The sequence below is a fragment of the Microvirga aerilata genome, from assembly GCF_016743775.1.
Taxonomy (GTDB): domain Bacteria; phylum Pseudomonadota; class Alphaproteobacteria; order Rhizobiales; family Beijerinckiaceae; genus Microvirga; species Microvirga aerilata.
In genome coordinates this window covers 105532-124207 of record NZ_JAEQMY010000009.1, presented here as the reverse complement: position 1 = coordinate 124207, position 18676 = coordinate 105532, and the positions used below count along the sequence as shown (strand labels likewise).

General features: G+C 64.0%; 16 protein-coding genes. 6 read left to right on the top strand and 10 right to left on the bottom strand.

Annotated features, from left to right (window positions below; all coding sequences use genetic code 11):
- Positions 1-293: 293 nt before the first annotated feature.
- The 3 genes from JKG68_RS08710 to JKG68_RS08700 form a co-directional block, all read right to left on the bottom strand.
- Complete coding sequence (locus JKG68_RS08710; protein WP_202058210.1) at positions 294-1655, bottom strand: hypothetical protein; 1362 nt, start codon at positions 1653-1655, stop codon at positions 294-296.
- A gap of 62 nt (positions 1656-1717) precedes the next feature.
- On the bottom strand, positions 1718-3406 hold the full coding sequence (locus JKG68_RS08705) for a VPA1262 family N-terminal domain-containing protein (RefSeq protein WP_202058209.1): 1689 nt from the start codon (positions 3404-3406) through the stop codon (positions 1718-1720).
- 310 nt (positions 3407-3716) lie between these two features.
- Positions 3717-4289, bottom strand: a complete 573-nt coding sequence (locus JKG68_RS08700) for a hypothetical protein (RefSeq protein ID WP_202058207.1) — start codon at positions 4287-4289, stop codon at positions 3717-3719.
- Between the two features lie 292 nt (positions 4290-4581).
- Between JKG68_RS08700 and JKG68_RS08695 the strand changes: the two genes are divergently transcribed.
- Entirely contained in the window at positions 4582-5511 is a 930-nt protein-coding gene (locus JKG68_RS08695) for a DMT family transporter (protein WP_202058205.1), read from the top strand.
- 18 nt (positions 5512-5529) lie between these two features.
- Here JKG68_RS08695 and JKG68_RS08690 read toward each other — a convergent pair whose 3' ends face one another.
- Positions 5530-6420: a LysR substrate-binding domain-containing protein gene (locus JKG68_RS08690; protein WP_202058203.1), complete on the bottom strand. Its 891-nt coding sequence runs from the start codon at positions 6418-6420 to the stop codon at positions 5530-5532.
- A 212-nt stretch (positions 6421-6632) separates the two neighbouring features.
- On the opposite strand from JKG68_RS08690, the gene JKG68_RS08685 reads away from it, so the two are divergent.
- Positions 6633-6959, top strand: coding sequence for a DUF1127 domain-containing protein (locus tag JKG68_RS08685; RefSeq protein ID WP_202058201.1), 327 nt, complete (start codon positions 6633-6635; stop codon positions 6957-6959).
- On the opposite strand, the gene JKG68_RS08680 is transcribed toward JKG68_RS08685, so the two are convergent.
- From JKG68_RS08680 to JKG68_RS08670, 3 genes are read right to left on the bottom strand one after another with little or no spacing between them, the layout of a single operon-like run.
- Entirely contained in the window at positions 6956-7678 is a 723-nt protein-coding gene (locus JKG68_RS08680; RefSeq protein WP_202058199.1) for a DUF937 domain-containing protein, read from the bottom strand. The genes JKG68_RS08685 and JKG68_RS08680 overlap by 4 nt on opposite strands.
- Positions 7679-7703: 25 nt before the next feature.
- Positions 7704-9083 (bottom strand): MATE family efflux transporter, encoded by a 1380-nt coding sequence (locus tag JKG68_RS08675; protein WP_202058197.1) that lies wholly within the window; start codon positions 9081-9083, stop codon positions 7704-7706.
- Positions 9083-10933 carry a monovalent cation:proton antiporter-2 (CPA2) family protein gene (locus JKG68_RS08670; protein WP_202058195.1) on the bottom strand — a complete coding sequence of 617 codons (1851 nt, stop codon included), beginning with the start codon at positions 10931-10933 and terminating at the stop codon, positions 9083-9085. Before JKG68_RS08670 ends, JKG68_RS08675 begins: the two co-directional genes overlap by 1 nt.
- Positions 10934-11206: 273 nt before the next feature.
- Between JKG68_RS08670 and ispH the strand changes: the two genes are divergently transcribed.
- From ispH to rnhA, 3 genes are read left to right on the top strand one after another with little or no spacing between them, the layout of a single operon-like run.
- Complete coding sequence (ispH, locus tag JKG68_RS08665) at positions 11207-12166, top strand: 4-hydroxy-3-methylbut-2-enyl diphosphate reductase (RefSeq protein ID WP_202058188.1); 960 nt, start codon at positions 11207-11209, stop codon at positions 12164-12166.
- 3 nt (positions 12167-12169) lie between these two features.
- On the top strand, positions 12170-13135 hold the full coding sequence (locus JKG68_RS08660; protein WP_202058186.1) for a homoserine kinase: 966 nt from the start codon (positions 12170-12172) through the stop codon (positions 13133-13135).
- Positions 13132-13593, top strand: coding sequence for a ribonuclease HI (gene rnhA / locus JKG68_RS08655; RefSeq protein ID WP_202058183.1), 462 nt, complete (start codon positions 13132-13134; stop codon positions 13591-13593). The genes JKG68_RS08660 and rnhA overlap by 4 nt, the downstream gene beginning before the upstream one ends.
- Before the next feature lie 25 nt (positions 13594-13618).
- Here rnhA and JKG68_RS08650 read toward each other — a convergent pair whose 3' ends face one another.
- Positions 13619-14101: a peroxiredoxin gene (locus JKG68_RS08650; protein ID WP_202058173.1), complete on the bottom strand. Its 483-nt coding sequence runs from the start codon at positions 14099-14101 to the stop codon at positions 13619-13621.
- Between the two features lie 36 nt (positions 14102-14137).
- Entirely contained in the window at positions 14138-14965 is an 828-nt protein-coding gene (locus JKG68_RS08645; RefSeq protein WP_202058170.1) for a protein-disulfide reductase DsbD domain-containing protein, read from the bottom strand.
- Positions 14966-15071: 106 nt separating this feature from the next.
- On the opposite strand from JKG68_RS08645, the gene JKG68_RS08640 reads away from it, so the two are divergent.
- On the top strand, positions 15072-15683 hold the full coding sequence (locus JKG68_RS08640; RefSeq protein ID WP_202058168.1) for a YqgE/AlgH family protein: 612 nt from the start codon (positions 15072-15074) through the stop codon (positions 15681-15683).
- A gap of 12 nt (positions 15684-15695) precedes the next feature.
- On the opposite strand, the gene JKG68_RS08635 is transcribed toward JKG68_RS08640, so the two are convergent.
- Positions 15696-18575, bottom strand: a complete 2880-nt coding sequence (locus JKG68_RS08635; RefSeq protein ID WP_202058166.1) for an EAL domain-containing protein — start codon at positions 18573-18575, stop codon at positions 15696-15698.
- Positions 18576-18676 lie beyond the last annotated feature (101 nt).

Below are 18676 nucleotides of genomic sequence, written 5' to 3'. Positions count from 1 at the left end.
GATTGGCAGGTCCGGGCCATTGTAGCACGCGGATTCGCAATCGCATTACGCGTGGCGCTCAGGTGGCCCATCGGATGGTTGGCCTCCGCGTTGCGGCGATTAATGCGAATGCTGTCCGCGGCGTCTGGGAAGCAACACGCCAGGATCGCTGCGGTGATGCATGAGTGTCCGCCTAGGGTCAAAGGCAGCAGTCGCATGAGGAAAAATTATGCATCCGCCGATGCTCTGCGCATTGAGCGCGCCCGCCGGACCATGCATTCAGGCAACACCGGGCGGGTGTTGTGCGCCTTGTTTTATCGGCCATCCCAATGGTAGCGCCGCTGATTGAACACGTCGCTTGCAGCTGCCGGCACATAAACGGACGGTCCTGGAAGCCAGTCCGCATCGCGTGTTGATTGCCTCCTTGCATGAGCCAAGACTTGATGTCGGGACAACAATCTAAAAAAACCTGAAATGGCTGTGCTCACTGATGCATGCCATTGTATGTCTAGCTCGCTCAACTCCTGCTCGAAAGCTTGATCAAGATTCAGGCATGGCTCCTGTTCCTCACCCTCTATAAGCCATCCCACAACACCATAGTCGAGCTCGCTCCTAGCGATAGTGTTGAGTCCCTGCTCTTCGTCACGGCCGAAGTCCCAAGTCTGCCACCGCTTGAACGCTTCGCGCCAGAGCGTGTGCCGCTTTGATTGCCCTGCGCAGGCTCGAAAAACTGACAGGCACCGGGTGACGCACTCACGACCCTCTCCGCCCGATATGTGCAATGAGATACTTTCTACATAGTCCCGAAGTGCTCTCATCCCACTGCGCGCGAGAGCGCGACCGAGGGCGGCCTGCATGTGAGGGTTGCGAACGGGATAGCGGTTGCAGACTGCAAGCCAGCGCGGCCAATCGTTTTCATCCTTGGCCAAGATAAGCAGAAGATTCTTTAACGCTGTCTCTTCTTCTGGTGATAGCCTGCGCTTTTCACGCCTCACGATACGTTCCAGTGCCGCGAAGCGAACGTGGCCGCTGACGCTTGCGGTCGCAAGGCGGAAGGCATCTGCCAACGGCAAGGGGCTTAGGAGCATATGGCCGAGCAGCCAACTCTTTGTCTCATCGGCAAGGTGGACCAAACGAGGCCAATCCAGCAGCGCAAGGGCTCGGGTTGCCTGTGCTACGCATAGGTCGGGTCTCGGGAGTTTAGGAAAAGCGTGGGCTCGTTCTGCAAGACGCTCCCAATCTGCTTCACTGTCTGCCTCCTGCAAATCCTGGAGGTGTTCGCGCTCCCATATCGGTGTACCTTCAGGTACGTGAATATCTGCGGCCCGGCTCCGCACCACGATTTCGAAGGCTGTCAAAACCGGGCGGCAGCCGCCAAGTTGGAGGCGCATAGCTTCCCAGAAGCTCCCTGTATCGTCCCACACCGCGGCGGATGCGAGAGCCGCCTCGATTCTCAACCTGGACCGCTGCTGGTGAAGATCAAAGTCGATGAATGTCTGCACGGTCCAGCCGAGACGCCTAGCTAACCGGAGCAACTCTGCTGGGTCTAACGTCGTCAGCGTTGCAAGCAGGCCCGGAACATCAGCCAGGTCGCTGCGCACGGCCTCTATCAGGCTCTCAACCATTGAGTCGGCAGCCGACGGCTGCATCTCTCGGATAACAGCTTCAAGGCTCACGGGTGGCTCGACGTGCCCGTCCCACGCTTTAAGGAGGTGCACTAGCGCCCTCGCACGCGGGCTCACCACGATCTCCATACGACGTGTTGTGGTTCATCCAGCGCTTCCCAAAGATCTTGAAAAGCGCCAGCCACCATCGCGGGGTTCGAGACTCGTTGCAGGATGTGGTGCGCCTTACCCAGGCTGTTGACGGAAGTCCCGAGCGACCATGCCCGTGGGCCATCTCGCCCATTCGGGAAGATTAGGAACCGGTCATGGAAGCCCCAACCCTTCGGACCCCGCCGAGTTCGGTATTCGAGATGCAGGCCCTGGCAGTTGCCCTTATCGCGCTCAAGGACAGCCCTCTGCCGATGTGGGAAGGCCACTCTTAGCGTTGTGGGCTCCCGCGGAGCGGCATCGTCCGGAGGTTCGCTGGATGGTGGGTCGCGGCCATCGGTCAGCCCTCGCAAGGGTGCGTCCCCATGACTGCACCAGAATAGGGTCTGAAGTAGATCCTCTCCAGTTAGGTACGGATCCCAGAGATCCACCCCAGCCTCGCCGTGTTTGTTTATTAGAAAGCGGAGATCAGTCAGAGCCCGGACTCGCTCGTCCGACGAGCCAGAGCGGGAGCGGTATTGGACAAAGTCGCGGGTCTCCGTGAGACGGCGCCTCTCCTCAAGATCCTGCCGACGACTGAGCCAATAGTTGGCGTCCTGCACCGCCTCCTCACCAACGACGATGGTCCTCGTGCGCGTCAGTTCCACGCGTCCCCTCTGCGGCTCACCGTCAAGATCTGGAGCGGCGAACAGTCGGGGTTCATGTTGCACCTCGTGCACATCAACTTCAATCGTCTTGAGGGTCGATGTAGACACTGTTGCGCTGATAAGGCGACCTGTCGTGGTGTCCCAAGTTTCTGATTCAACAGATTGACGATGGCCATTGATAGGGAGGTTCGCAGTATCCCTAAAGCCCTGGCTCACGGCTGCACCGATTAAAAGTTCGTCCCAACGGTTCCGAGCGGCAACGACTAGATCTCGCGGCGCCGATCTTCGCCGCCACGCTACCTTCACTTCCGAGTGCTCCGCGCCGCGCGGCGCCTCGACACTCGGCGCCAAGATGGTGACTGGGAGCTGGATTACGATATCGCCCAGCAGATCCGCAAGACCCGCGAAGGCCATTGGCACGTCCTGGGAAACGGCATCAGACAGCGCCTGCAGGCGCCGTCTGTCGGCAAAGAATGGGGCAAAGCTCTCCTTGCCTCGGTCGGTAAGACGGAACACGTGCGAGCCAGCCCAAAAATTGTTCTTCAGGATCTTGTTTAGTGGGACCTCGACTGTCCCATCTGGTGGGGCAAACATCGCAGGTTCAGGCCACATATTGCCCACCTCGAGCGCTTGGCCGCTCAGCGCCCATACTCCCGTCGTGGCAAACTCCTCTAAAGCTTTGTCGAGGGCCATGAGCGACCGGAGGGTGCGCCCAACACCGAAACGCCAATCCTTGAAGCCGTCAACTCTGATTTGCAGATTGCGGAACTGGGTTTGCTCGACCTTTCCGACGTCTGGTCTCCCCTCGGCCAGCACGGCCACAGACAGCACGTTGAGCGTTCGGGCACCGCGCGGCGTGGCGATGATCTCAGTCAGCTCGATGTGGTCGAATTGACCGATATTGCCGGGATGGAGGAGGAGGCGCAGTTCCTCGCGCCAGTGTGCAACATCGGGAACAGATGCCTTCGCAGTCTCTGTTCCCGATGCAGGTGTATCAGCTTCGGGCATCCCAGTTGGCACTCCACAACAACTCACTGCGCTAGAGTAGGATCATCGACCCAAGCAGCATGCTGATCTACGTTCCTTAGTAACGTAAGATCGGCAATGAATCCATGGCATAAGCGGAGCCGTGAAACTGACTATAAGAAAGTGCGGAATGCAGACTTGCAGCCTTTGATCAGCTCTCGTCAGTCAATCAAGCTGCACCAAAATTGCTGGGACCAATAATATCAAAACTTGAGCAGATTACGCTTAGAGTCATTCGAGGATGCTCAAAGATTCGCTGATCGTCTGCTTTTCGACTTTTACGCTCACCCCTCTAGATCCCCGCCCCATCCTCAAACGTCCACCGATAGCGCTCCTCATACTCCCGCTCCTCGCGCTCGATGCGCTCCAGATGAGCCACGAGCTCGTCGCGCATTTCGTGGAGGCTGCGGCGGGGCTTGGTGTCGATCTCGTATTGCCCCGCGTCTAAGGGCGGCTGGACGTGCTTGTCCATCTCGCCCAGCGTCCGGGTGAGGCGGGCGAGCGGCTGGAGGGCGCGCTGGGCGACCTCGAGGGGCTGGTCCTCCAGCTCTTCGGCGTGGCGCTCCGCCAGCCGCCAGAGCTTCTGCGTGATCCGCTCGCGCTGCTGAACGGTCGGGAGGGCCGGGCGGGCCTTTGCATGGGGTGGAGCGGGAGCCGGGACGCCGGCAGGGCCTGCCGGATCGCTTGGGCGCTGCCAGCCGCCTTCCGCCGCGTAGCGGGATACCGTGGAGGCCGTCAGGCTCATGCTGGCGGCGATGCGCCGGAAGGAGAGGGTGCTGCCCTCCACCATCCCGCGCATCTCGGCAATGCGCTCAGGGGTGAGCTTCTCCCGGCGAAATGCGGACGAGGAGGAAGAGAGCGTCATGGCAATGGCCTCCCGCATGGAACAAAACAAGAACAAGATAACGGAACACCCGCAATTGTCAAGATTGGGCCGGCATGTAGCCCCGGCTGCAACGGACCGCACCGCCGTTGCAGCCCGTTGCAGTCCCCCGTTGCAGTCCCCCGTTGCAGCCCCGTTGCAGCGGGTGTTGCAGGGTTGGCAGGGGTTTTCGGGCGTTTCATCACCGATCCAGGGGCAACCGATTAGTTTTCATCATTTGTGCTGATGCGTCATCGGGCGTATTCCGGCAGCCTGACGACGAAACGGACCTGCCATGACCCACGCCACCGCCACCGTTCCCCAGCCGAGCCTGAAAGGGGTCGACGGGACCACCCTGGGGCTTTACGCGGCCACCGTGTTCCTGTGGGGCGTGAGCTGGATCGGCATCCGGGCGCAGCTCGGCGTCCTGGCGCCGGAGATGTCGGTGCTGTGGCGGTTCCTGCTGGCGGCTGCCGTCATGTGGGCCTGGGTGCTGGCCACGGGCCATAAGGTGCGCTTCGGGCGCGCCGATCACGGGCGCTTCGCGGCGGTGGGCTGCTGCCTGTTCTCGTTCAACTTCATTTCGTTCTACTACGGGGGCCTGAGCGTGCCGTCCGGGCTTTTGTCCGTGGTGTTCTCGCTCGCCTCCGTGTTCAATCTGGCCCTCGGCTTCCTGGTGTTCCGACAGAAGGTGGAGCCGCGGGTGGCGCTGGGCGGCGTCATCGGCGTGGCGGGCATCGTGTTCCTGTTCTGGCCGGAGATTACGGGGGCGGGCTTCAACGCCGATGCCTTGTTCGGCCTCGGGCTTTGCGTGATGGGCACCCTGTTCTTCTGCTCGGGCAACATGATCTCGACGGTGGTGCAGCGCCGGGGCGTGCCGCTTCTGTCGGCCACCGCCTGGGGCATGACCTATGGCTGCGCGGTGCTGCTGGCGCTGAACCTCGTGCGCGGCAACGCCTTCATCATCGAGCCGACCGCCAAATACGTGGGCTCGCTGCTGTATCTCTCCATCGGCGCGTCGGTGCTGGCCTTCATGTCGTACCTCACCCTGCTGCGGCGGCTCGGGGCCGCGCGGGCGGGCTACGCCACGGTGCTGTTTCCGGTCGTGGCGCTCACGGTCTCGACCGTGATCGAGGGTTACGTGTGGACGGCTCTTGCCGGCATCGGCGTCGTGCTGGCGCTCGCGGGCAACGTGCTGGTGCTGCGCCGGCCCGCGGCCAGGTAGGGTCTGGCCCGCCGCGGTCTACTCCGCCGCGATGGGCTGCATGGTGCGGGTGGAGCCCAGGTTGTCCAGCGACTGCTTGATGTGAAAGCCCAGCGCGTCCGCCAGCGGGTTCTCCTCGCCGCGGGCGCGGATGAGGCCGATCTTGCACGAGGGCAGGGCCGGGAAGCCGTCGGACGGGCCGAGGATCCGCATGCCGGGGCGCACGGCGCTTTCCGGCAGCACGGACACCGCAAGCCCCGCCAGAACCGCCGCGCCCACGGCGGTGGAATGCCAGCTCACATAGGCGATGCGGAAGGGGCGGCTGGCGCTCTCCAGAGCCTCCGTCGCCGAGTGGCGCCAGCCGCAGTTCGGGCGGCCCAGCGCCAGCGGCACGGTCGTCTCCTCGTGCACCCCGTGGCGGGCGGAGGTGACCCAGAGCAGCTGCTCGATGCGCACGATCTCGGACGGCCCGCGCCGGTCCACATGGGTGATGATCGCCAGATCCAGGTCCCCGTGCTGCACCCGCTCGATCAGGTTGTGCGTGGGCTCGCACATCACCGTCACCTCGGCCTTCGGGTTGGAGCGCGAGAAGCGGGCGAGAATCTCGGGCAGGTAGCGGTCGGCGTAATCGTCCGGCAATCCTAGGCGCACGCGGCCGGTGAGCTCGTTGTCGTTGAAGGACGCCATGCATTCCGTGTTCAGGCGCACGATGCGCCGGGCATAGTCCAGCAGGCGCTCGCCCTCGTCAGTGAGCTTGGACAGGCGTCCGTCGCGCTCGAAGATCGCCTTGCCGACCCGGTCCTCCAGCCGCTTCATCTGCATGGACACGGCGCTCTGCGTCTTGTGCACGATCTCCGCCGCGCGGGTGAACGACCCCGTATCCGCAATGGCGACGAACGTCCGGAGCTGGTCGATATCGAGCAGGTGCATGGCCTCACACTCCATCATCAATAATCATGATGATACATATTTCAAACAATCGCTTCAAGTGATGAAATGCCTCTGGTAGAACATGCCAGATGAAAGAGTTTAAACCAGCAGAATCAATGATTTAAGTGAGAGACCCATGGTGGCTTCTCTCACATGTCTTTGGAAGCTCCTTCCAGAGCGAATGCATCGAGAGTGACGTAAGGAGAGGTACGATGAGCCGGTCTGCATTATCCACCATGACCTTTTTGACCATGGCCGCTGTGGGGCAGTTCACCCGTTCGCTCGTCCGCTTCACGAAAGCTTTGAGGCATCGCCGCGAGATCAAGAACCTGGAAGAGTTCGATGACCGCATGCTGAAGGATATCGGGCTCACGCGCGGCGATGTGTCGAGCGCGCTCGACGAGCCGCTCCTGCGCAATCCGTCATGGGTGTTGGTGCGAAGTGCGGAGCGACATTCCCGGGCCGAGAGGCCAGATCGCTCCGCCCATCAGATCCGGCCCGTAGTGCCGATGGTGACGCTGGACAAGCGCTGCGCCTAGGTCTTGCCGGGACCGCCCTTCCAGGCATCGGTGAAGATCGACTGGAGGGACGTGAGATACTGCATCTGCATCTCGCGTCCCTTCTCCATCATCTCGTTGAGGGGTGCCGAAGGATCGGGCTCCGGCTGTGCCGGCTTTGCGGCAGGCGGCGCCTGGAGAAAGCTCGCCATCATCTCCTCGAAGGGATTGGCGGGCTTCTTCTCAGGGGCCGCCGCCTTCATCCAGCCATCCCACAACTCGGCCCAAGGATTGGCGGGTGCTGCCGGCTTGGTGGGCGCACCGGCCTGAAAGGCCTGGCCCTGGGTGTTCATCCATTGAGCCATGCCGCCGGCGAAAATGCCGGCCAGGAGCGGCAGGGCCTGCTGCATGGTTTCCGCGCTGATACCCGCATAGTTGGCCGCCTGATGGGCCACGCGGCGGCTGACCTCGTCGGAGCCGAAGAGCTGGTCGAGCAGGTGCCGGCCCTGTTGCTGAGCCTGCGGCGTGAAGGCATTGCCCGCAGCCTGCCAGAAGTTCTGGTAGCCCCCGCTCATCATCGACTGGAACAGCCGGGCAGGGTCGCTGGACGTGGTGGCGTGCTGCAGCCCCATGGCAAAGGCCGGCATGAAGGCCGCCATGATCTTCTGGGGCTGATCGCCTGACAGTTGGAACTGCCGCGCAAGAGCGTCCATGGCCGCGCTGGTCTGGGCTTGGCGCATCAGGTCGAACCAGTTGAACATCGCGGCCTCCTTTTGCTTGTCCCGGTCACAAGGCCGGAACAGCTTGCCTCTCCAAACGACGGATTGTCCAGAACGCAGTGATCACGGCTGCGATTCCAAACACCACGGACCCTGCTCCGATGCCGATCAGGGCACCTTCGGGCCCGGCGATCCGGGCTCCGAAATACGCAAAGGGAATCATGCCCAACGTCGCCCGGCCCCAGTTGAAGAACGTGGACAGGAGCGGATAGCCGAGATTGTTGAACGAGGCATTCGCCACGAAGACGAGGCTGATGAAGAACCAGATGAAGCCGCTGAGCTGGCAGAAGAACTGCACCAGATCGGCCGTGAGCGGCGGCGCGTTGAAGGCGTGTGTCAGGGGGACGCGCACGAGGAACAAGGCCAGCCACACGCAGCCCACATAGACGACCGTGAAGGTCAGGGCATCCTTGAGCGTCTGCTTCATGCGGTCGTAGCGCTGCGCGCCCCAGTTCTGTCCCAGCACAGGGCCGATGGCTCCTGCGAGCGCAAAAACGCCCGCAAAGGCAACGGGCGTCACCCTGTCGATGATGGCGGATGCCGCGATGGCCTCATCCCCGAACTGCGCGATGACGCCTGTGAAAAAGGCGTTGGATACGGGAGCTGCGATGTTGGTCAGGATCGCCGGTACCGCGATGGCGAAGAAGGGCCGCGCGTCGGCAAGGACTGCCTTCAGCCTGGGCACGACCAGGAGATTATGGGCACGCGTGAGATAGAGAAAGCACACATAGACATAGGCCACGCGCGCGATGTTGATCGCCAGAGCCGCGCCGTTGGCCTTCAACCCGAAGCCGAAGATCAGGATGGGATCGAGCACCACCGTGACGGCGGCAACCGACAGGGTGGCGTACATGCTGCGCTTGGCATCGCCCGCCGCGCGCAGCACGGTCGAGAACGCCATGCCGACCGCCATGAGAGCGTTCGTCGGCAGGGCGATCCAGAGAAAGTTGCGAGCCACCTCGTAGGTCTGCTCGCTGGCGCCCATCGCGTTCAAAAGGAGCGGGAGCAGCGGCAGGAGGATAAGGCTGACACAGGCCGCCACGATGGCCATGAGGATGCTGCCCGAAGTCGCCAGACGGCGGGCGTCCTCGGGCCTTCGCGCGCCGAGCGCCCGCGAGACGAGCGCCCCAATGGGGATCATCAGGCCTACATTGATGGAGATCGTGAAGAACATCACGACCGTGGCAAGTCCGACGCCTGCGGTGAGGCTGGGATCGTTCAGCCAGGAAATGTAGAGAAGCGAAACGAGATCGACGATGAAGATCGCAACGAGACCGGCTGCTCCCGTTCCGGTCATCACCAGAACATGGCGCATGGTCGAACCTACGACGAAGCGTGGCGCCTCGGCCTTCTGGTCCGCATCGGCAGCCGAGGGGCTGGCATCCATTAAAGAACCTCTTCGCCAAGAATATCGCGGGTTTCGGGACTGAGAGCTTTGGCCTTGCCCGTCGGGGCTTTGAGAGGCTCGGGAGTAATCTTCGCGCCGACCACAAGTTCCGCGCCGCCCATGGTTCCAACCTCCTTCTGCAGGACGAGACGGGCGATGTCGCGCTTGCGCACATCGTTTGCCGTGGCGGCCGCGGTGTCCGGATCGGTTCCGAGCTCCTCGAGCGCCGCCCGCCCGAAGACGATGGCGGATTCGAACACCTCACGGATCTGGTAGTCCACATCATGGTGCATGAGCTCGACCGCATGAATGCGGTCGAAGGCGCGCACGAAGCTGCGGGCGTTCTTGAAGTTCTCATGGATGATCTCGATGATCTTCATCATCGCGTCCTGATCGTCGATGCAGATGCAGATCATCTCGGCCTTCTCGGCGCCGGCTGCGCGCAGCACGTCGAGGCGCGTGCCGTCGCCGTAATAGACCTTCAGGCCGAAGCGCCCCGCATCGCGGATGCGCGCCACGTCGTTGTCGATCACGGTGGCGTCGATGCCCTGCGCCAGAAGAACCTGGTTGACGATCTGCCCGAAGCGGCCGAAGCCGATCACCAGGACGCGGCTTTCAAGCTCTCCCTCATGACCGGGAACGGCCCCCGGATCGGGCTCTTCCTCGGCTTCGCGGTGGCGGCTGAGGACCTTCTCGACCACCGTGGACAGGATCGGGCCCAGCAGCATGGTGATGGCTGCAAGCGCCGTGACGGGCTGCGCCTCGGCAGCCGTCATGAGCCCGAGGCCCGTTGCGACGGGAAGCAGGACGAAGGCGAACTCGCCGGCGGTGCACAAGATCGTGCCGGAGCGCAGGCCGTCGCGCCAGCGCGCGCCGAACAGCCGGGACAGGACGGTGATGAGGAGGGTTTTGCCCAGAAGCACCACGGGTGCGGCCAGCGCCAGCAGGAGCCATTGCTCCCGCACCAGGGCGAGGTCGATCGACATGCCCACGCTCATGAAGAACAGGCCGAGCAGCATGCCGCGGAAGGGCTCGATATCGGCCTCCAGCTGGTGCCGGAAGTTCGATTCGGCGAGCAGCAGGCCTGCCAGGAACGCCCCCATGGCCATGGAGAGACCCACCTCCTGCATCAGCAGGGCGGCGCCGAGCACCACTAGCAGGGCGGAGGCCGTCATCACCTCGCGGGCGCCGCTGCGGGCGAGCACTCGGAAGAAAGGGTTCAGCCCATAGCGGCCGACCAAAATGACAGCCGCGATGGCAGCAAGTGTTTCGCCAACCGTCAGCAGACGATCCATCAGGGAGGTTTGCTCCGCCGCGGCGCCGGAGGCCAGAAGAGGCAGGATGGCCAGCAGCGGCACGACGGACAGGTCCTGGAACAGCAGGATCGCGAAGGAGCGCTGGCCGTAAGGGGTGGGCAGATCGTTGCGTTCCCCCAGCATCTGGAGGGCAATGGCCGTGGCGGAGAGCGCGACCGCCACCCCGGTGACGAAGGATGCCTTGGGCGAGAAGCCGATGGCGAGTGCCGCGCCACCGAGGCAGACCGCGGTCAGGGTCAGCTGGGCGAACCCCAGGCCGAAGATGTCCCGCTTCATGGACCACAGATGAGACAGCTTGAGCTCGAGCCCGATGATGAAGAGCAGGAGCACCACGCCGAGTTCCGCGACGGTCGCGATGGTCTGCGGATCTTCCACCAGGCTCAGGCCGGAGGGCCCGATGGCGACGCCTGCGGCGAGGTAGCCCAGAACGGCGCTCAGGCCCAGGAGCCGGAACACGGGCACGGCCACGACCGCCGCCCCGCAGAAGGTCAGGATGGGTGGAAGAAAGCTGACGTGGGACGCTGTGGATGCCATGGGTGATCAGGGGGTGAAAGCTGCTTTGCCTTTCTAGGGATTCTTAAGGACAAGCGCGAGCGTTTCTTGACGCGGGCTGTCGCGCCTTGTGCCTCATGGCACAGGTTCTGAGACTCTCGTCTTCGCCTCCACGTCTTTGCGGTGGTTCAAGACATGGATGGTCGGCACAAGGTCAGTCAGGATATCGAAGGGGACGCCCCACTGTCATCCCGCCGCGAATAAGCGTCGCTCCCGCTTGACAGGAGGGGTCTCGTCTCGCCACATCGCCTCATCATGACGAAGCCCTCTCTCGACATTCTGCTGTGTGCCCCCCGCGGTTTCTGCGCCGGGGTCGTTCGCGCCATCGATGCGGTCGAGAGGGCGCTGGCGATCCATGGCGCGCCGGTCTATGTGCGCCACGAGATCGTTCACAACAAATATGTCGTGGAAAACCTGAAGCGGAAGGGCGCCGTCTTCGTGCGGGAGCTCGACGAGGTGCCGGATACCGGTGCCCCCGTGATCTTTTCGGCCCACGGTGTGGCCAAGACAGTTCCCGAGGCGGCCCAGGCCCGCAACCTTTTCGCCATCGATGCCACCTGCCCCCTGGTGACCAAGGTCCACCGCGAGGCGCAGGTGCATCACAAGCGGGGCCGGCACATCCTCCTGATCGGCCATGCGGGCCACCCGGAGGTGATCGGCACCATGGGCCAGCTGCCCGAAGGGGCCGCGACCCTGGTCGAGACCGTGGACGACATCGCCCGGCTCCAGCCGGAGAACCCGGACAACTTGGCCTTCGTCACCCAGACGACCCTGTCGGTCGACGACACTCAGGACATGGTGAATGCCCTCAAGGAGCGCTTTCCCTCCATCGTCGGGCCGCACAAGGAAGACATCTGCTATGCCACCACGAACCGCCAGGGCGCGGTCAAGCGCGTGGCGCCGGCCGTCGAGGCCATGATCGTGGTAGGCTCGCCGAACTCCTCCAATTCGCAGCGCCTGCGGGAGGTGGCCGAGCGGGAAGGGTGCCGCTTGGTCCGCCTGATCCTGCGAGCCGAGGACATCGACTGGAACCTGTTCGGGAACATCCGGAGCCTCGGCATCACGGCCGGCGCCTCCGCGCCCGAGGTGCTGGTCGAGGAGATCATCGACGCTTTCGCCGCCCGCTACGAGGTGTCGGTGGAGAGCGTGTCGACGGCGGATGAGAGCGTGTTCTTTCCTTTGCCTCGCGAGCTTCGTGAGCAGGCGGCGGAGTAAGCGGTGGCAGTCTATACGGAAGTCAGCGACGAGGAGCTGTCGGCTTTCCTCGAAACCTACGATATCGGCACGGTGCTCTCCTACAAGGGCATCGCGGAGGGCGTGGAGAACACCAACTACTTCCTCCACACCACACAGGGCTCCTACATCCTGACCCTCTACGAAAAGCGGGTGCGGGAGGCGGACCTGCCGTTCTTCCTCGGCCTCATGCAGCACCTCGCCCTCAAAGGCCTGAACTGCCCCCTGCCGGTGAGCAACCGCCGGGGAGAGCCTCTCGGCCGGGTGTCAGGGCGACCTGCCGTGATCATCACGTTTCTCGACGGCATCGCGATCCGCCGTCCGACGGCCCAGCACTGTGGGGCGCTTGGCGCCGCGCTGGCGAAGCTGCATCTGGCGGGGCAGGACTTCGCCATGCACCGGCCGAATGCGCTCACCTTGGAGGCTTGGGCACCGCTCTTTGCCCAGGCCGAGGCGCAGGCCGATACGGTGTCCTCAGGGCTTGCCGAGCGGACCAGGCGGGAGCTTGCTTTTCTTGCAGAGGTCTGGCCGCGCGGGCTGCCTGCCGGCATCATCCATGCGGATCTTTTTACCGACAACGTGTTCTTCATCGGGCCGGAGGTCTCCGGCCTGATCGACTTCTATTTCGCCTGCACGGATGCTTTCGCGTATGACGTGGCGATCTGTCTCAATGCCTGGTGCTTCGAGACGGACGGCTCGTTCAACCTGACCAAAGGCCAGGCGATGCTGGCGGGCTATCAGGCCGTCCGGCGTCTCGAGCCGCAGGAGGTCGAGGCGCTGCCGGTGCTCTGCCGGGGTTCGGCCATGCGCTTCATGCTGACCCGCCTAGTGGACTGGCTCAACGTGCCGCCGGGCGCCCTGGTGAAGCCCAAGGATCCTCTGGAATACGACCGCAAGCTCAACTTCCACCGCCATGTGAAGCATGCGCGCGAATACGGACTTGAAGCATGACCGACCCTAAGCGCGTGACGATCTACACCGACGGCGCCTGCTCGGGAAATCCCGGGCCGGGCGGTTGGGGCGCGATCCTGTTCTTCAACGGAACCGAGAAGGAGATCTCCGGCGGGGAGGCTCACACCACCAACAACCGCATGGAGATCCGGGCCGCCATCGAGGGCCTGAACGCCCTCAAGCGCGCCTGCGCCGTCGACCTGTTCACGGATTCCCAGTACGTGCGCCAGGGCATCACCCAGTGGATGCACAACTGGAAACGGCGCGGCTGGCGCACGGCGGACAACAAGCCGGTGAAGAACGAGGACCTCTGGCGCGAGCTCGACGAGGCGGCCGGCCGCCACGACGTGGCTTGGCACTGGGTCAAGGGGCATGCGGACGACCCGGTCAACATCAGGGTCGATGAGCTTGCCGTTGCGGCGATGAAGCCGTTCAAGAAGCAGAGGGCGAGGGCTTAGCCTCACCCTCTGCCAAAACGAGGGATCAGAGGTCCTTCAGGATGTTCTCGGCGCCCGAATGCTGGGCCCGGGAGGGAGCATCCTCCACGTTGAGCGCCTTCACCACGCCGTCGTCGACCACCATGGAATAGCGCTGCGAGCGTGTGCCGAGGCCGAAGCCCGAGCCGTCCATGGACAGGCCGATGGCCTTGGCGAAATCGGCGTTGCCGTCGGACAGGAACTCGATGTCCTCGGCGCCCGAGGACTTGCCCCAGGCTTCCAGAACGAAAACGTCGTTGACGGCGGTCACCAGGATCGAGTCCACGCCCTTGGCCCTGATCTCGTCCTTCTTCTGCACGTAGCCCGGCAGGTGGTTGCGATGGCAGGTGGGCGTGAAGGCGCCGGGAACGGCCACGAGAACCACCTTGCGGCCCTTGAACAGATCGTCCGTCGTCTTGGCCACCGGTCCATCGGGCGTCATGATGCGGAAGGTAACCTGGGGTAGGCGTTCTCCAACCTGGATGGGCATGGGCGGTTCTCCAAAGATGCCAGTAGTGCTAACCACCTAGCGTGGCTGCCCGTTGCCGTCGAGGCTGACTTCCGTCTCAACCGCCTTTCCTCCCGCCGCCAGGGTCAGGCGCAGGGAAACGGGGCCGGAAGTCTCCTTGGGCTTCTCCTCGACCGTGACGGTAAAGCGGCCTGCATCGTCCGGGACGGAGACCGAGAAGTACCAGTTCTCCGGCCCTTCGGCGAAAAGGGCGGGCTTTGCGTCTGCGGGCGCTCGAACCGTGACTGAGAGGGCAGGCTTATCCTGCGCTAGAGGGTCGACGGAGAGCACCGACAGATCGGCCTGCACGCCCAGGGCCCGGGCGACCGGCACCTTGGCCAGGGCGCCCTCGATGGCGCTGCGCTCCGAACCCTCGCCGGTGAGGTCCAGGCTGAGATTCGCATGGGCCGGGATGCAGATGTCCTTGCAGACCCCGTACTCGGCCGCAAGAACGAGCCTGACCGGCTTGTCGGCTTCCTTAGCGGTTACGACAACCGGAAGAACCACCTTCTTGCCGTAGACATAGGCCACGCCGGCTGCATCCTCGTGCCGGGAGGGGGCAGGCCAGCGAACCTCGATACCGGCGGCATTCTCCGAACCCGACCAGTCGAAGCGTGGCGGAAGGCCGGAATCACCGGGATTGCGCCAGTAGGTCTTGAAGCCCTGGTCGAGGGTGATCTCGATGCCCGCGAGCCATTGCGAGCCCTGCCTGCCACCCGAGATCAGGCGTGCGCGCGAGTGGAAACCCTGCTCCGATGCCGCGGGCTTGGACGATTGCGCGGCCGCTGCGACGAGGGACAGGATCAAAAAAATCGCCGCCGAAACGGTGCGGAGCATGATTGCCATGGAACTGACGCCTCCCTGACGCGCTTCCCTTATGCAGTTTATCTTCGGGTCTGCCATCCACGATCCTGTGATCGGGAGAGCCGCCCGGAAAGGCAGATTTCAGGATATGAGCTTCCAGTCTTTCCCTTATGGTAACGAATCTCCTTACCTGGACGGGCAGGTCCTCGTCGCCATGCCAGGGATGATGGAGGAAACCTTCGCGCGATCGGTTATCTATGTCTGCGCCCATTCGGCGGAAGGGGCGATGGGGATCATTCTCAACCGGCCTGCCGCAAACGTGAACATGCCCGATCTTCTGGTGCAGCTCGAGATCGTTCCCGAGCCGGAGCGGATCCGCCTGCCGCAGCGGGTGGGACAGATGCAGGTTCTGATGGGCGGCCCCGTGGAGACGAGCCGGGGCTTCGTGCTCCACTCGCCGGACTTCCACATCCCCCAGTCGACCCTTCCTATCGACGACAGCGTCTGCCTGACGGCCACCATCGACATCCTGCGCGCCATCGCGGCCGGCATCGGGCCTAAGAACGCCGTGCTCGCCCTGGGCTATGCCGGTTGGGGAGCGGGGCAGCTGGAACTCGAGCTTCAGGCCAACGGCTGGCTCAACTGCCCGGCCGATGCGGAGCTGATCTTCAACACGGCCGCCGATGTGCGCTACGAGATGGCCCTGCGCCGGATCGGGATCGAGCCCGCCATGCTGTCCATGGAAGCCGGCCACGCCTGACTCATTGAAGTCTCACGCCGCCGCGGGGGCCGCGCCCACGAGTTGGCGGGCCTGAAGCGTCGACATCGGCTCACCGAAAACAGGCCCCTGCGCATACTCGCATCCGAGCTGATAGAGCTCGATGGCCTCGGATTCGCTTTCAGCGCCTTCGGCGACGATCTGCATGCCGAGCTCATGGGCCATCTTGACGATGGAGCGCAGGATGACCGGCTTTCCGGCTGCCATCAGGCGGACGAAGGACTCGTCCACCTTGATCGTGTCGAAGGGGAACCGCTGCAGGTAGGAGAGGGCGGAATAGCCCGTTCCGAAATCGTCCAGCGACAAGCCGGCTCCCAGATCCCGCAGGCGCGCGAGCATCTGGGCCGAATATTCCGGGTTCTCCATCACGAGGCTTTCGGTCATCTCGATCTTGAGGGAGCCCGGAATGACGCCCGAGCGGGCGATCACCGTCTTCACGTCCTGCAGGAGGTCGTGCCGCAGGAGGTGGTGGCTCGACATGTTGACGCTGGCGAAGATCGGCGGATCGACCTCGAGCGCGTTCTGCCAGGCCGCGAGCTCCCGTCCCGTCTGCTCCAGGAGGAAGACGCTCAGCTTGATGATGAGGCCCGTCTCCTCGGCAATCGACATGAAGTCCTCCGGCCCGACGCGGCCGAGCCGGGGATGGTCCCAGCGCAGCATCGACTCGAAGCCCGCGATGGTCCTGTCTTCCAGGCGCACGATCGGCTTGAACAGCACCTTCATCTCGCCCCGGTCGAGGGCGTGGCGCAGGTCGGTTTCCATGGTGAAGTGGTCGCTGCGGTCCGAGCGCATGGTGGGGCGGAAGACCTCGATCCGGTCGCCGCCATGGCGCCTGGCATGGGCCATGGCGATCTCGGCGTTCCGCAGCACCTCCTCGCGCCGGGCCGCAATCTGCGGATCGTGCAGGGCGATGCCGATGGAGGCGGTCAGGAAGATCTCCCGCTCGGCGTAGGTGAACGGCGTGGTGACCACGCGCCGGACCATGTCGGCAAAGCCGATGATGCGGTCCGTTTCCCGCTCGGAGAGCAGGATGATCGCGAATTCGTCGCCCGAGATGCGCGCCAGGGTGTCCTGGGGCTTCAGCAGGCGGCTCAAGCGGCGGGATAGGGTGAGCAGGACCGAGTCGCCTGCCGCGTGGCCGGCAAGCGCGTTCGTCTCCTTGAGCTTGTCGATGTCGACCACCAGAACGGTCGGACGCAGGGCATCGTCCTGGCTCGCATAGGTGAGCGCCGCTTCCAGCCTGTCATAGAACAGCTGCCGGTTCGGCAGGCTGGTCAGGTTGTCATGCACCGCGTCGTGCAGCAGGCGCTCCTCGGCGGTCTTGCTGTCCATGACGTCGGCCAGGGTGCCGACGATGCGGATCACCTCGCCGTCGGAGCCGATCACCGGGCGGGCCTTGAGGCGGAACCAGTTGTGCGCGCCGGATGACGACCGGAGACGGAAATCTTGGGCGAGCCGGCCCCGGCGGTGCTCGATGACCGCGTCCAGCGCAAGCCGGTAGCGATCCTTGTCGAAGGGGTGGATCAGGTCGAGCCAGGCGGAGGCCGGGCCCTCGAGCGAGCCGCGCTTGAGCCCGAGCTGATGCTCGACCTCGGGGCTCACGAAGATGTTGTCGGAGACCACGTCCCAGTCGAACACGATGTCGCCTGCGCCCGTGAGCGCCAGCGCCCGGCGCTCCGTGTCGTTCACGAAGCCCCGCGCGAAAGAGCCGCCGGCGAAGGCATGCTGCATCACCGTGAAGCCGATGAGCATCACCACCAGGACGAGGCCGCCGACGAGGGCAGGGGGCACGAGATCCGATGGGAGCTGCCCGACCACCGTAAAGCCTGCAGCCGCCACCCAGGCGACCAGCAGAAGCCAGGTGGGCACGAGCATCACGGCGCGGTCGTAGCCATGGGTCGCCAGATGGATCACCAGCACGAAGCCGATGCCGGCAACGGCCGCGATGGACATGCGCGCCACGCCCGACGCCACCGGCGGATCGACGATGGCGAGCGCCACCAGGGCTCCCAGGAACAGGAGCCAGAAGGCCGTCACATGGCTGTAGCGCACGTGCCAGCGGTTGAGGTTGAGATAGGCGAAAAGGAAGACGAGCAGCGTTGCGGCGAGCACCGCCTCCGCACCGGCCCGATAGATCTGCTCCGTTGCCTCGGTGATGGGGAAGATGCGTTGGAAGAAGCCGAAATCGATGCAGGCATAGGCCAGCACCGCCCAGGCGAGCGCCGCCGCGGCCGGGAAGATCAGGGCGCCCTTCACCACGAACACGATGGTGAGGAACAGGGCCAGCAGTCCGGCGATGCCGATGATGATGCCCTTGTAGAGGGTCAGTCCGTTGACGCGGTCCTTGTAGGCATCCGCATCCCACAGGTGCAGCTGGGGAAGGTTGTCGGAGCGCAGCTCCGCCACGAAGGTCACGGTCGTGCCGGGATCGAGGGTGATGAGGAAGATGTCCGCATCCTCGCTGTCGTCACGGTCCGGCCGGATGCCCTGGCTTGCCGTGATGGCCGCGATGCGGGTTGCGCCGAGATCCGGCCAGAGGACGCCTGAGCCCGTGAGGCGGAAATGCGGGGCGACCAGAAGCCGGTCTACCTGCTCGTCGGTATCGTTGGTGAGCGCGAAGACGATCCAGTCCGGCCGCGTGCCCATCTCGCGCGCCTTCACGGCGATGCGGCGAACGATGCCGTCGCGTCCCGGCGCCGTCGAGATGCGGATCTCGTCGCCCTCCGAGCGGTTGTGCTCGATGGCCGGGGTGAGGTCGATGGCCTTCATCTTGGGGTCGACGCGCACGGACTCCACGGCCCAGCCGCTTGACGGCCAGGCAAGCCCCAGGAATGTCGCCAACAGAAGGGTTATGGCGAAAGATACGATCCGCAATGCTTCGGTCTTTCGTCCGGTACTAAGACAATGGAACAGGATTGGTACCGGTCAGGAGCCTTGAGGGCAAGGTGGAGCCGAGGGGGCTCCCCACTTGTCCG